Source organism: Nostoc sp. (genome assembly GCF_036917315.1).
In the GTDB taxonomy this organism is placed as follows: domain Bacteria; phylum Cyanobacteriota; class Cyanobacteriia; order Cyanobacteriales; family Nostocaceae; genus Nostoc.
The window spans coordinates 17186-30338 of sequence record NZ_JBALDR010000019.1; the positions used below are offsets into that span (position 1 = coordinate 17186).

Genomic DNA, 13153 nt, shown 5'->3' on the forward strand with positions numbered 1-13153 from the left:
CCACCTCTTTAATTAGTAATTTGTACTATATTACCTCTGCTGTAAGTATTTTAGAATGCCACGAGCGATCGCTTCTGCCATCCGATTTTGATATTCTCGTGTTCCCAATCTGGGATTATCCTCGTAACCAGTCATATAGCCTGTTTCTACCAAAATCGAAGGCATGGAGCTTTTCCTAAGAACATAGAATCTGGCTTTGCGGGTTCCTCGGTCTTTAATAGTACCGATATCCTGGAGAATGGTTTTACGAACTACTTCAGCCAGACCATAACCACTATCGTAATAATATACTTCTAACCCATTGACATCAGGGCGATTATCAACGGAATTGGCGTGAATGCTGACAAACAAAGTCGCGTTAACTCGCTTGGCAATATCTACTCGTCCCTGAAGTTCTACAAAAAAGTCGGCATCCCGCGTGAGTACAGCTTGTACACCGTTTTGCTCTAAAATAGCTCCTACCCTTTTCCCAATAGGCAGAATTACATCCTTTTCTAAAAGTCCCCCTAGACCAGGGGCACCTGAGTCTTTTCCACCATGTCCTGGGTCAATAACTACTAGCAATTTCCCTCTAGGAGCTGAGGGGCGTGGCTGTGACTGGGAGATTGGACGGGGATTATCTATGGGATTTGGTAATTGACCTTGGTCTGGTAATGGCAGGGGAGGTAAAGCAATGGGCGGTGTGATGCTGCTACTAGAGCGTCGTAATTCTAAAGCTAAAAGCTGGTCGCCAACCTGGTTGAGTTCCCCAATTTGTACTCCAGCGGCTGGTTGAACCAAGACGGTGACAGTGTTGGATTCTTGTGGTTGCAGGCGTACCCGCAAAATTGGGCTATTAGGATTAAAAGTCGGGCCTGTGACTTTGGGAGCTAACTTAGCATTGTTAATAGTGATGCGGAACAGACCAGAGGTTCTATCCCAGCCGCCTGTAGCAGATAAAGTTTGGTCGGCTCGAATCAGCAGTTGTGTACCATTATTAGCCAGTTGCACAGACTGAATGTTAGCAGGTGTGTTACTTGGTGCTATGGGACGCGGACTATTACCTCCAGGCAGCTGGGCGACTCCACGACTGGGTAGAACCACAAAACCACCAACACTGCTAGTGGTTGCTCGCCAATTTGGACTATTTTCATCTACTTGTAAAGTCAGGCGAACAACAGATGGGCTGGTTTGCAGCTGGGTGAACTGGATACGGCTAACACCATAGCGATTAATTGACAAATCTCGCTGCTCTAAACTTGGTGATAGAGTTGCGCCAGCAATGTCGATGTTAATTGCTTTTTGATCGTTGCTACGATTTACCTGAATCTGAGGATTACCACCATTGGTACGGACAAAAAAACCATCACCAGTGACTTGTAAGTTCTCAATTTGAGTAACTTTGGCGACAAGCATTCTGTTGTTCCGTGGATTTACAGAGCCGCTTGTCACCACATTGTAAATATTCCTTGGGGGAAATGTTTGTGTAGATGTTCTAGGTGAAGTATCAGTGGCTATAGCTTGTTCTGCTTGCCCCTCAGTGTTTCTTGTCGGTACATTGTCGGCTTCTGGCGTAGGTAATTGCACTATCCAGCGATCGCCAGTTGTACCCACAAATTGCACTCGTTTGGGGTCTAAATTATAACCAGGAGTTAGTTCAACAACTATACGCGTTGTTTGTTCGTCAAACTGCCCAACACGAATAGAACGAATTGCACCGCCCACTTGTTGGGTTAGCTGCGGGCGGCCAAATGTGGTTCCTGGTAAATCAATTACCAGACGAGTCGGGTTAAAAATTAATTGTGCTTGAGGTTGAACATCCCCTTGAGTATTAATTTCCAGCTTATTTTGATTAGCATCAAAACGCCAAGATTCAAGTCTCGCGGCCATTGCCGGCGACGATAGCATGAAGATGGTTCCAATAGTACTGGATAGTAACCAGCGTAATTTCACAGTCTTTTCTCCTGATTCACATTTATGGGAGCCGTCAACATCTCAACATATTGGCTAATCCTCACACCGTCACCGCGCACACTTGAGTTTTGCGCTGTTATTAAGACACAGCTAATGGCGTAAAATATAGCACGCTCCTCTGATTTTGCCATGCCACTAGCCTATATAAATTTGACTGCCAATTTTAGATTTTAGATTCCCGATTTTAGTTTTCTGCCAGACTAGGGTCTTGCTACACTAACACCTGTTGTAGGTGATACAAATCCAAAATCCAAAATTGTTCGACTGAGCGTAGCCGTACCCTCCAAAGAAGCAAGCTACGCGTAGCGTTCCACAGGACAGTCTAAAATCCAAAATTTGTTGACTTGCAAAGTATCAAATGACAATAACAAAGAAGCTACTCTTATTCCGCCGCAAGAATACTTAAATTGTTTTACTACTAAATTGGATAAAAATGGTAAAGATTAGATGTACTTACTCAACAATTTAGAAATTTAGACTAAATTACTTATCTTCTCTTTAGATACTGAAGAACGCCACGAGCGATCGCTTCTGCCATTTGATTTTGGTAAGCTGAAGTTCTGAGCCTAGCCATATCCTGCCGACCAGTCATATAACCCGTTTCCACGAGAATGGAGGGCATAGAACTTTTTCTGAGGACATAAAATCTAGCTCGCCGTACTCCTCTATCTTTGAGAGTACTAATACTTTGAAGAATGCTACTACGGACAATGCGAGCTAGATCGAGTCCACTGTCGTAATAATAGACTTCTAACCCATTAACATCGGGACGACTCGCACCTGCGGAATTAGCATGGATGCTAACAAATACATCAGCATTAGCTCGTTCTGCTAATTGCACCCGTCCTGGAAGGGTAACAAAATAGTCAGAATCCCGCGTCATAATAACCTGTACGCCATTTTGCTGCAAAATCTCAGCAAGTCTCTTACCAATAGGCAAGATAACATCTTTTTCGCGTGCCCCCCCAATGCCAAGCGCTCCTGAGTCTTTACCACCATGTCCGGGGTCAATAATAACTACCACTCGCCCATTAGTAACTCGGCGCTGTGGTTGTCTTAAGGGTTGAGGATTTGGATTGTTTGGGTCAGGGAATGGCCCGCGGTTTGGCGGTGGTAGCCCAGGTAAAGCAAAGGGTGGTCTTCCGGGGAGGCTGACAATTCGCCGAGAACCTTGTATTGGTAGAGCCAAAAGCTGGTCGCCGATTTGCTGGGGTTGCCCAATTTGCACTCCTCCTGCGGGTTGAACTAAAACAACCACTGTATTGGATGCTTGAGGTTGCAGACGTACCCGAAGAATGGGGCTATTGGGAGCAAAAGTAGGCCCTGTAACTCTGGGAGCTAACTTGGCATTGGTAATTGTGACGCGGAAAATACCTAAGGATCTATCCCAGGTTCCAGTAGCAGATAAAGGTTGGTTGCCTCTAATTAGCAGTTGTTTGCCATTATCGGCAAGTTGCACAGATTCAATTGTTGCTGGCGAGTTATTGGCAGATGGTCTATTGGGAAAGGAAACGGCTTCTGACTGATTGTCCGAATTATTACTTCCAGGCAATCTGACAATCCGACTAGGTAGAACTATCAAACCACCATCGTTACTATTACTTGCTCGCCAATCTGGGCTATTTTTATCTACCCGCAAAGTTAGGCGGACACCAGGAGGTTGGGTTTGCAATGAGGTAAATTCGACGCGGCTAATACCATGTTTGTTAACGGGCATATTACTCTGCTGCGTCAGACGTGGTGATAAAGATGCACCAGAGATATCTAGGAAGATGGTAGCGCGATCGCGGCTGCGAATTACCTGAATCGGCGGATTACCACCACTGGTGCGAATGAACAACCCATCACCTGTCACTTGTAAGTTTTCAATTTGAGTTGCCCCTCGTGTAGTAGTAGCAACCCTTGAAATACTAGGTTGACGTTCTGAGTCTGGGGTAACTACACTGTAAGCACTTCTAGGAGATGAAGCTACTTTTTCAACTTCTGGCGTAGGTAATTGCACCGTCCAGCGATCGCCACTTGTACCAACAAATTTCACCCGTTTGGGGTCTAAACTGTAACCAGGAGTAAGTTCGACAACTATGCGTGTTGTATCTACATCAAACTGTCCAACACGGATTGAGCGAATTCCACCACCCACCTGTTGAGTTAACTGCGGACGACCAAATGTAGTTCCCGGCAAATCAATTACCAGCCGAGTTGGGTTGAAAATTAGTTGTGCTTGGGGTTGAACTGCTCCCACAGTATTAATTTCCAGCCTATTTTGATTGGCATCAAAGCGCCAAGATTCAAGTCTCGCGGCCATTGCTGGCGACGATAGCATGAAGATAGTTCCAATAGTGCTGGCTAGTAACCAATGTAATTTCACAGTCCTTTCTCCTAATTCACATTCATGGGAGCCGTCAATATCTCAACTCATTGGTAAATCATCATCACACCATCACCACCTAAACTTGACTTCTGAATCCCTTGTTCGATTTTTAAGCCGATATTTAGACACACTTAAATCATTTATCGGGTTTCAAATTAAGTTTAAATCCCCATGCGAAACCTTCCACCTTTACAGGTGGAGAACTTTGACTCCCAATAAAGCTAGAAAACTGATAATTGATAGCTGTTTACTGATAAGTGTTTGTTCTTTGTTGCCATCGATGCACTGAGTAAATAATTCCCATTACTGTCAAACGATCTAGCAAGATTTATGAGTGTTACTCCCCGATTATCTGGAAAATATTCAGATAAAGGCTCACAAGCCAAGGGAGACTAGAAATTAAGTAACATTCTGAAGGCTGGTAGAAATTATAAACAAATGATTATTCTACAATCACACGGGACGGAGATTTGAGGATAGAAGTTTCCACTGCGCAATTGGGGCAGAGGGGCAGAGGAGCAGAGGAGCAGAGGAGATTATATTGAACAAGTTTCTTCCTTCTCTCTTCCCAATGCTCCATTCCCCATTCCTCATTCCCCATTCTCAATAATTAGCGATCGCCAGAATCTGGAGTTACTCCCAAATTGCTGCTGTCATTTGATGCTGGCACCCTCGACTGAGGTGGTTCAATTACCAACGAAGTCCCAGAGGAACCGTCTAAAATTGGTTGCTCTGAGCTTCCGTCCACAGTTTTTGGATCTGGAAACACAAATCGTAACAACGGAGGAGCTAAAAAGGTTGTCAAGATAACCATCATGATAATTGCTGCTCCTAATGGTTTCGAGAGAGCGCCACTGGCAGCGCCAACACCAGCAAATACTAGTCCAACCTCGCCTCTAGGAATCATCCCCACACCGATCGCTAAACGGTTGATTTCCGGTTGACCAAACACGCTTAAACCTGTGATTACTTTACCGAGAATGGCTACTGTAATCAGGAAAGTTGCCATAATTAGACCTTCCCGATTGTCGGGAATTGCTGGGTTTAACACTCCCAAATCGGTTTTTGCGCCAACAGTCACAAAGAAAATTGGCACTAACATATCAGCAATGGGACAGACTTGCCTTTGCAGTTCTTTACGCTTATCTGTCTCTTCTAAAACTAAACCCGCCGCAAAAGCTCCCAGAATTGCTTCTAAGTGGATAACGGCGGCAAGGTATGCCATAGCAAAAGCGAAGACGAATGCTGGGATTACCAGTCCACCGCGTGTTTTGAGTTGATCGGCGATCGCTACAAAAGACTTATTGAAAACATTGCCTAGTAGGATTGCTCCCAAAATAAAACCAGTGGCGCTGATAATCAAATAAATGACTTTGCTGACATCCACCACGCCGTCTTTAGCTAAACTGGCAACTACCGCTAAAACGATGATTCCTAGTACGTCATCAATTACAGCAGCACCCAAAATAATCTGCCCTTCTTTAGAATTGAGTCGCCCCAGTTCTGAAAGCACTTTGGAAGTAATACCAATACTAGTAGCAGTCAAAGCCGCCCCTGCAAAAATTGCGGGTACAGCCCCAATCCCAAACAAAGTCATCAGCCCCACAGTCCCAGCCGCAAAGGGTACTACTACCCCAACTACTGCGACAACAGTGGCTTGGATACCAACTGCCATTAAATCTTTTAAATTCGACTCCAAGCCGATTTCAAATAGCAGAATAATCACACCCAATTCTGCCAGAACGGATATGACCTCGGACTGGGCTGCAAACACTGCTGGAGTGGCTTCAGGCGTTAAACCAGCAGTAGTTTGAAGGAAGGACATAATCAAAGAGTTAGAACTGTCTGTGCCGCCTTCTGGAAACACTAAAAGGTGGAAAACAGAGATGCCAACTACTACACCGCCAACGAGTTCGCCTAAAACAGGCGGCAAACCCACTTGGTTTGATAACTCTCCACCAACTTTGCTGGCGAGATAAACGACTACTAAGCTTAGTAGCACTGCTTCGACTACCATTGAACTGTCTGCGGCTTGTGTTGCGCTGGCCAGCAGAGGAAAAGAGAAGTTGATTGGATCTAACAAATGCATTAGGTTCTCTGAAAATCCTTCTCTTTGATTCTGACGCGTTTCTGAAAAACATCCTATGGTGAAGCAATCCGAATTCAAAAGGAATACGGCGTAAACGTTTCATTTACGCTATGCAGTACTAGTGTAATTTTTTTAGTTTCAAAAAATGTAACCATTTCAGCTTTTGACGATCGCAGTGTCAAAGTAAGAACATATAAATCGTATCTAGCGATCGCACTTGAGTTGTGAAAAACTGATGGTGGCTGTTGGCTCTCAACGACCACCAGAAGATTGCTACATACCTTTATTTAAAACATCTGTGGATACTTTGAGGAGTGCAAATATGATGACTAGAGCCGCTTTACCCGGTTCTCAGTTTCCATCGGGAAACTTGTGGAAAATACTGCCTTTAGCAATGCTTGTATGTGCAACTTTTGCACTACCTGCATTCGCACAAGAAAAAGATAAATTGTGGCGAACCCTTAGTGTCAGTGGTCGCGGAGTGGAAACAATTCCGACAACTCTGGCACAAGTCAATTTAGGAGTGGAGATTCAAGGGAAAACAGCCCAAGAGGTACAGCAAGAAGCCGCTCAGAGGTCATCTGCGGTGGTTGCGTTTCTCAAGAGCAAAAATGTTGAAAAATTACAAACTACCGGTGTCCGTCTCAATCCGGTTTACAGCTACACCAATAATGTACAGCGGATTACAGGCTATGCTGCCACTAACACTGTGAGTTTTAGTATTCCTGTTGAGCAAGCTGGAACATTATTGGATGATGCAGTCAAAGCTGGTGCAACACAAATTAACGGCATTACTTTTGTTGCGAAAGATGAAGCGATCGCGGCTGCTCAAAAGCAAGCATTAAAAGAAGCTACTCAAGACGCGCGGCAGCAAGCTGATGCCGTTTTTGGTGCCTTGGGTTTTAAATCCAAAGAAATAGTCAGCATTCAAGTTAATAATGCCAGTGCGCCTCCACCACCACCAATGTTTCTACGGGCTGAGGCTGCCAAGTCGGCTGATGCTTCCACCCCGATTGTTGGTGGTGAACAGCAAGTGGAAGCATCGGTGACGCTGCAAATTAGTTATTAGTCATTAGTCATTAGTCCTTTGTCATTTGTAAAAGGCAAAGGACTGATAATCAATGCCCAATGCCTAATTAAAAATGTTCTGAAGACATATCTCCTGTACCGCCTTCTCCATCTCGCTTAGAGCCTAATAAATCTAGTTGATCTACTCTAATAATTGGTGTAGAACGGTTTGCTCCTGTTTGGCGATCGCTCCATGTGTCAAACTTTAAGGAACCTTTTATGCCAATTAAGCTTCCCTTACGCACATAATTACCTGCTACCTCAGCCGTCTTATCCCATAACTCCAGCGTGAACCAGTCAGGTTCATCGCTGTTGCGCGATCGCCTTTTTACCGCGAGTGTCAATCTACACTTCACACTACCAGATTCAAAATATTTTATATCAGGGTCGCCACCTACACGACCAACAAGAGTGACAATATTAATACTCATGTGCGTTACCTTTCAGTACAAACGTACTTAGCAATTTCGACTTTCATCATAGCGAATTGTGAAAGACTTGAAAATAATGTGTTAAACAGTTAACAATATAATTGACTTGAAAATTTATACACACTATTTGGAGAAACACATAAAAATATACGGATATACTAATTTAACCAGAGAATATCAAAAAGTACGGGACTTGAGACATACTAAATATTCCTGGGAATCATATAAAAATATTGTCTAGTTAACTCAACTCAGGATAAGAACTTTATCAAATCCGGCACAATTAACTATTACCGTTGTAGTCAAAAAGTATCGCACATAGGGGGCTTACAGACGCGTGGGTATTTTTAGGAACTTTCGCACTTCATGGGATATGGGTATCGACCTCGGTACCGCAAACACCCTGGTTTATGTATCTGGTAAAGGTATTGTACTACAAGAACCTTCTGTAGTTGCTATCGATGTCAACGAAAAGGTTGCACTAGCAGTAGGAGAAGAAGCCAAAAAAATGCTCGGTCGCACACCGGGAAATGTGATTGCTCTCCGTCCTTTGCGGGATGGTGTAATCGCTGACTTTGAGATCGCCGAGCTGATGCTGAAAAGCTTTATTCAGCGTGTAAATGAAGGTAAATCTTTGATTTTACCCCGAATCGTCATTGGTATTCCCAGTGGTGTCACAGGAGTAGAAAGACGAGCAGTGATGGATGCAGCTCACCAAGCAGGAGCCAGAAAAGTTTATTTAATCGATGAGCCTGTAGCTGCGGCCATTGGTGCAGGACTACCTGTTGCCGAAGCTACAGGCAACATGATCATCGATATTGGTGGTGGGACAACAGAAGTTGCAGTGCTGAGTCTTCAAGGTACGGTAATCAGCGAATCAGTACGCATTGCTGGAGATGAACTGACTGATGCGATCGTTCAGTATATTAAGAAAGTTCATAATTTAGTCATTGGTGAACGTACTGCCGAGGAAATCAAGATTCGGATGGGTTCTGCCTATCCAACTAATGATGATAATGACGCCATGATGGAAGTTCGAGGCTTACACCTGCTTTCTGGTCTACCGCGAACTGTAACAATCAAAGGGCCGGAAATCCGTGAAAGTATGTTGGAACCACTATCAGTAATTATCGAAGCTGTGAAGCGGACACTAGAACGCACACCACCAGAACTGGCAGCAGACATTATTGACAGAGGTATTATGTTAGCTGGTGGCGGTGCTTTGCTCAAAGGCATAGATACCCTCATTAGCCATGAAACAGGGATTATTACCCACATTGCTGCCGATCCTTTGAGCTGTGTTGTGCTGGGAACAGGTCGTGTGTTAGAAAACTTTAAACAGTTGGAACGAGTTGTTACCGAAAGCTCTCGCAATATGTAGCAAAAAAAATATCAGAATAGAGTTCTATTTGAGTTCTATTTGGGTTCTATATAAATAGAATCCAAGTAGAACTTAATTTATATAAGTACATACAGGTATATATGGTGACAATACGGCGTTGGTGGGATCGTAAAGGGTTGCAAATTGGGTTGTTAGCTTTAGTAGTTGGTAGTGCTTGGATCTTGCGACAGACTCAAGGTGAGCTAGTGCTTGAGACATATCAAGCAATTACCCGTCCATTAGAGATGTTGCAGTCAGGGCCAACTCCAGAAGAACGTCTCAGAGATGCCCGGATGATGGAATTGCAAACCCGTATAGTAGATTTGGAAAGTCAAAAGACAAAGTTACAAGATTTATTAGGCTATGTGGAAAAAGAGCCATTGGCATCACGACCAATTCCAGCACGGGTGGTAGGACGTAGTGCTGACCAATGGTGGCAACAAGTTACGCTGAATCGCGGTGCGAATGCAGGGATTCAGGAAGGCTTCGTAGTCAAGGCAGAAGGCGGATTGGTGGGTTTGGTGGAGAGTGTAACTCCCAATACTAGCCGCGTGTTGTTAATCAGTGACCTCAAGAGTCAAGTGGGTGTATCAGTTAGCCGCACAGCAGCTAAAGGTGTTTTGCGAGGAGATTCTTCTGCTGAAGCTGTATTGGAGTTTTATGAAAAAGTTCCAAATGTGAAAGTAGGAGATTTAGTTTCCACATCTACTTACAGTCAGAAATTTCCCTCCGGTTTGGCAGTAGGACGAATTAAGTCGCTAGATTTAAAGAAACTCCCGGCATCAGTGGCGAAAATTGAGCTTTTTCCGCCAATCCGCTCTCTCGATTGGGTAGCTGTTTATCCCAAGCCAGAAAATCAAGAGTCGGCAAATCAAGTGCCGCAAAAGTCTAAGTAAATTCTTTGAAAAAATCCATAGAAAAATGAAGATTCCTGCATTTGGTGCTAGCAGGCAGAAAAAGCCAAAATCGTCAGAGCGAAAATCGAAATTCCGAATCCAGCCGCTGGCTCGTTGGCATCCCGGTATACGTCAGTTGTTGGGTTGGCTCGTGACGGCTAGTTCTGTACTATTATGTTTACTATTATTACCAACCCGATTTCCCGGTATGGAATTGTTGGGAATTGGCCCTAACTGGTTATTAATTTGGGTGGTAGCTTGGAGTGTGAAGCGCACGGTGTTTGCCGGAGCATTGGCAGGTATAGTTCTGGGGCTACTTCAAGATTCGATGACATCACCTAGCCCGACTCATGCCATCAGTTTAGGTATAGTGGGGGCTTTAACTGGTCTGCTCCAGAAACAGCGTTTTATCGAAGAAGATTTTATTTCGATTGCTGTAATTGTCTTTGTTTTAGCAGTTTTGGCAGAAACTATCTTTGGGTTGCAATTAACTTTGCTCGGCAATGAGCGCAAGGTGACAGATATTTGGACATATTATCAGCGCGTCGCTCTTGCCTCTGCCATTCTGAGTAGTCTGTGGGCACCTGTGGTCTATTATCCGTTGAATCTTTGGTGGCAACGGATGAAATTATTGGAGCAATAAGGGAGAGACGCGATTAATTACGTCTGTACAAGAATTAGGAGTAGAGACGCGATTAATCGCGTCTGTACAAGAATTAGGAGTTAAGAAGGGTTACAGGTGACAGTCAAGAAAATTATCTTCTGTACCCTGTAACCTAAATTTTTATGGAATTTGGGCAACCTCTGGCAATATGGATTCAAGCTACAGTGAATTCCAATGCGCCAAATGATTCCAGTTCTAAGAAGTTCCTTGACAGGAATCACTTCTTCTGTTCCTGTAGGGTCTGCAACTTTTTCAAGTCCCGTTTGAGCTTTTATCGTCTCATAAGCGTCTGATGTTTTGATGTAATAAAAATCACTAGCACCAGCGCCAAAAGTAACTTTGTGTAAAATAGGAAGCGTCATTTTTTAACCTAACCTCATGCGACGTTGAACATTGGTTGTGCGAACATCGACACCACCGATTTTTTTAGGTAACAGTCCGCCCATCGCCGAGGCAAACTTGCTTGAAACACACAAGACTGATTTGACTTTTTTGTTTTCAAGTCGAACTTCTGCTAATGCAAAAGCACCACCAACTGTAGTTTGAGCCGAAGTAGCTATAAATTCAGCACTTATTGCGGTTGTCTCAGCTGTAATTGCTGTCGCCTCAGCCGTGCCAGCAGTAGCAAGAGCAGTTCCAGCCGTCACTTCAGCAGTTCCAGCCAAAGCTAGGGCACTTCCAGCCGTCGCTTCGGCAGTTCCGGCCAAAGCTAGGGCACTTCCAGCCGTCACCTCAGCAGTTCCAGCCAACGCTAGGGCGCTGACTCCTGTGGCTTCAGCAGTGCCAGCTAGAACAAGAGCAGATCCAGCCGTTGCACCTACACCTACTATCTCGGCTTCTACAACAACAATTTCAGCTTGTACAGTTGTTGCAAGAGCTAAGGCAGATCCGGCTGTTGCCCCGACCGCCACGATTTCAGCTTCCATAACAACAACCTCAGCCTGGACAGCCGCCGCCGCCGCAATTGCCCCAGCAACTTCTACACCTATTGCGGCGATCGCTGCAAATACTCCCTCAAGCGCCGCAGCAATCAAGGGAGCTGCAACAACCGCCACTACTGCTGCAATTCCTGCCCCAACTGCAATTAGCTTGGCTTCTAAATCATGCAATTCAGTTTCTAAATTGCCTATTTGAATTTCATCTTGGGCTAATTGGCGATAAACATCAGCTAGCTGATGCTTTAGTGCGTCAATTTCGCCCTGAAGATTTCCGTTATTGGAATTATTAATTAAATTTCTTAATTCATCTATCTGAGTCTGTAATTGTTGACAGCAATCACACTGATGTCCGGCACAATTGCTGATATTTGAAAGTGAAGATATTAAGGACTGCCCAGCACCAGACATTTAACAAACCTCACTACCAATTCTAGAAATTAGCGCCTCAATTGACTCGAATTCGCCTTTATCCAGACAGACTTTACCGCTAGGAATAAATGTTGTCGGATCTACGCATTGCCTGCCCTCCCCGCAAGCGCCACCACTGGCACAAACGGCTTGGCAATCTGCTAAGGAATTATAGATACCTGGGGTGTTGTATTGGGTTTTTAAAACACACTTACCATTAAGGCAATCATAAAAAACAGCGTCAGCAGTAAAAAGTTTGCTATCTATAACCGGAGTAGCCGTGTTACTCCCAATCCAATTCGCGTACATGACTCGACCATCGGCAGCACTTATTAAGCTCCACTGAGTGCCGCCTGACGTTAAAGAAAAATAAGGATTGTCATCGCTATATCCAGCAATACTTTCGGTATCTGGGGGAAATCTTGACGGGCTATAGTGGACTTCTACAGTCCACTTTCCAGGTGTTCCAGACATTTAGATAGAAATTTAATTAAATAGTATTTGGATCGAATGTTGGAGCCGCGTACGGCCCATAAAATTTGGCTGCATATTGAAACTGAGTTTTTGGAGCGCCATTTCTAGTAATTGGAGAATTTATTGTTAGGTCACTGGCTGCCATGACCGATGCATCAGTATTGGCATTTATCCATGCATGGGCAGTTTTTACGATAGCTGCATAAATCTCTAAAGGCGTGGGATTAGGACTAGTTAAATCAGGTAAAGAGGTAAGAGGAACTTCTAATACTTTGGGAGTGCCAGAGAATGTTGCAGTCGCGCCAAACAAATCAGTGATTCCAGGTTGCATACAACAGATTTCTTATGAAGTGAATAAATCTGTTGTATTGCTAATTTAATTTTGTGTAAATGTTCCACTTTTATGTAGAAGTGGAACATTTACGGATGTCGTGTATCCTTTGCTGGGAATACGATTGAGCCAATATTTGCTAATAGTGA

General features: G+C 44.1%; 13 protein-coding genes. 4 read left to right on the forward strand and 9 right to left on the reverse strand.

Translation table 11 applies throughout. The features are described from left to right. Positions 1-30 precede the first annotated feature (30 nt). From V7K84_RS10725 to V7K84_RS10740, 4 genes are all read right to left on the reverse strand, one after another. Entirely contained in the window at positions 31-1932 is a 1902-nt protein-coding gene (locus V7K84_RS10725) for an N-acetylmuramoyl-L-alanine amidase (protein WP_334837941.1), read from the reverse strand. Continuing rightward, a complete protein-coding gene (locus V7K84_RS10730) occupies positions 1929-2084 on the reverse strand; it encodes a hypothetical protein (protein WP_322690425.1) in 156 nt (51 codons plus the stop codon). The genes V7K84_RS10725 and V7K84_RS10730 overlap by 4 nt, the downstream gene beginning before the upstream one ends. A gap of 356 nt (positions 2085-2440) precedes the next feature. Then, the gene (locus V7K84_RS10735) at positions 2441-4321 is read right to left on the reverse strand and encodes an N-acetylmuramoyl-L-alanine amidase (protein WP_334837945.1); all 1881 of its coding nucleotides are present in this window, start codon (positions 4319-4321) and stop codon (positions 2441-2443) included. 613 nt (positions 4322-4934) lie between these two features. Continuing rightward, positions 4935-6413 (reverse strand): cation:proton antiporter, encoded by a 1479-nt coding sequence (locus V7K84_RS10740; RefSeq protein ID WP_334837947.1) that lies wholly within the window; start codon positions 6411-6413, stop codon positions 4935-4937. 325 nt (positions 6414-6738) lie between these two features. On the opposite strand from V7K84_RS10740, the gene V7K84_RS10745 reads away from it, so the two are divergent. Beyond that, the gene (locus V7K84_RS10745; protein WP_334837963.1) at positions 6739-7482 is read left to right on the forward strand and encodes an SIMPL domain-containing protein; all 744 of its coding nucleotides are present in this window, start codon (positions 6739-6741) and stop codon (positions 7480-7482) included. 67 nt (positions 7483-7549) lie between these two features. Here V7K84_RS10745 and V7K84_RS10750 read toward each other — a convergent pair whose 3' ends face one another. After that, entirely contained in the window at positions 7550-7912 is a 363-nt protein-coding gene (locus V7K84_RS10750) for a single-stranded DNA-binding protein (RefSeq protein ID WP_069071395.1), read from the reverse strand. Positions 7913-8285: 373 nt separating this feature from the next. On the opposite strand from V7K84_RS10750, the gene V7K84_RS10755 reads away from it, so the two are divergent. From V7K84_RS10755 to mreD, 3 genes are all read left to right on the forward strand, one after another. Next, positions 8286-9293, forward strand: coding sequence for a rod shape-determining protein (locus V7K84_RS10755; RefSeq protein WP_104908541.1), 1008 nt, complete (start codon positions 8286-8288; stop codon positions 9291-9293). 101 nt (positions 9294-9394) lie between these two features. Further along, a complete protein-coding gene (gene mreC / locus V7K84_RS10760) occupies positions 9395-10189 on the forward strand; it encodes a rod shape-determining protein MreC (RefSeq protein WP_334837950.1) in 795 nt (264 codons plus the stop codon). 25 nt (positions 10190-10214) lie between these two features. Then, the gene (mreD, locus tag V7K84_RS10765; RefSeq protein WP_334837951.1) at positions 10215-10832 is read left to right on the forward strand and encodes a rod shape-determining protein MreD; all 618 of its coding nucleotides are present in this window, start codon (positions 10215-10217) and stop codon (positions 10830-10832) included. 80 nt (positions 10833-10912) lie between these two features. Here the strand turns inward: mreD and V7K84_RS10770 are convergent, their stop codons facing one another. The 4 genes from V7K84_RS10770 to V7K84_RS10785 are packed head-to-tail and all read right to left on the reverse strand — an operon-like array spanning position 10913 to position 13004. Then, positions 10913-11215 carry a hypothetical protein gene (locus tag V7K84_RS10770; RefSeq protein WP_334837953.1) on the reverse strand — a complete coding sequence of 101 codons (303 nt, stop codon included), beginning with the start codon at positions 11213-11215 and terminating at the stop codon, positions 10913-10915. 3 nt (positions 11216-11218) lie between these two features. Then, positions 11219-12199 (reverse strand): hypothetical protein, encoded by a 981-nt coding sequence (locus V7K84_RS10775; protein ID WP_334837955.1) that lies wholly within the window; start codon positions 12197-12199, stop codon positions 11219-11221. Then, positions 12200-12673 (reverse strand): hypothetical protein, encoded by a 474-nt coding sequence (locus V7K84_RS10780; protein ID WP_334837957.1) that lies wholly within the window; start codon positions 12671-12673, stop codon positions 12200-12202. Between the two features lie 16 nt (positions 12674-12689). Then, a complete protein-coding gene (locus V7K84_RS10785) occupies positions 12690-13004 on the reverse strand; it encodes a hypothetical protein (RefSeq protein WP_334837959.1) in 315 nt (104 codons plus the stop codon). Between the last annotated feature and the right edge of the window lie 149 nt (positions 13005-13153).

Excerpts from the sequence above, each read along its gene's own strand:
- V7K84_RS10755 (WP_104908541.1), top strand. The coding sequence starts at position 8,286 with ATGGGTATCGACCTCGGTACCGCAAACACCCTGGTTTATGTATCTGGT.
- V7K84_RS10750 (WP_069071395.1), bottom strand. The coding sequence starts at position 7,912 with ATGAGTATTAATATTGTCACTCTTGTTGGTCGTGTAGGTGGCGACCCT.
- V7K84_RS10785 (WP_334837959.1), bottom strand. The coding sequence starts at position 13,004 with ATGCAACCTGGAATCACTGATTTGTTTGGCGCGACTGCAACATTCTCT.
- mreC (WP_334837950.1), top strand. The coding sequence starts at position 9,395 with ATGGTGACAATACGGCGTTGGTGGGATCGTAAAGGGTTGCAAATTGGG.
- mreD (WP_334837951.1), top strand. The coding sequence starts at position 10,215 with ATGAAGATTCCTGCATTTGGTGCTAGCAGGCAGAAAAAGCCAAAATCG.
- V7K84_RS10730 (WP_322690425.1), bottom strand. The coding sequence starts at position 2,084 with ATGGCAAAATCAGAGGAGCGTGCTATATTTTACGCCATTAGCTGTGTC.
- V7K84_RS10780 (WP_334837957.1), bottom strand. The coding sequence starts at position 12,673 with ATGTCTGGAACACCTGGAAAGTGGACTGTAGAAGTCCACTATAGCCCG.
- V7K84_RS10770 (WP_334837953.1), bottom strand. The coding sequence starts at position 11,215 with ATGACGCTTCCTATTTTACACAAAGTTACTTTTGGCGCTGGTGCTAGT.
- V7K84_RS10745 (WP_334837963.1), top strand. The coding sequence starts at position 6,739 with ATGACTAGAGCCGCTTTACCCGGTTCTCAGTTTCCATCGGGAAACTTG.
- V7K84_RS10775 (WP_334837955.1), bottom strand. The coding sequence starts at position 12,199 with ATGTCTGGTGCTGGGCAGTCCTTAATATCTTCACTTTCAAATATCAGC.
- V7K84_RS10740 (WP_334837947.1), bottom strand. The coding sequence starts at position 6,413 with ATGCATTTGTTAGATCCAATCAACTTCTCTTTTCCTCTGCTGGCCAGC.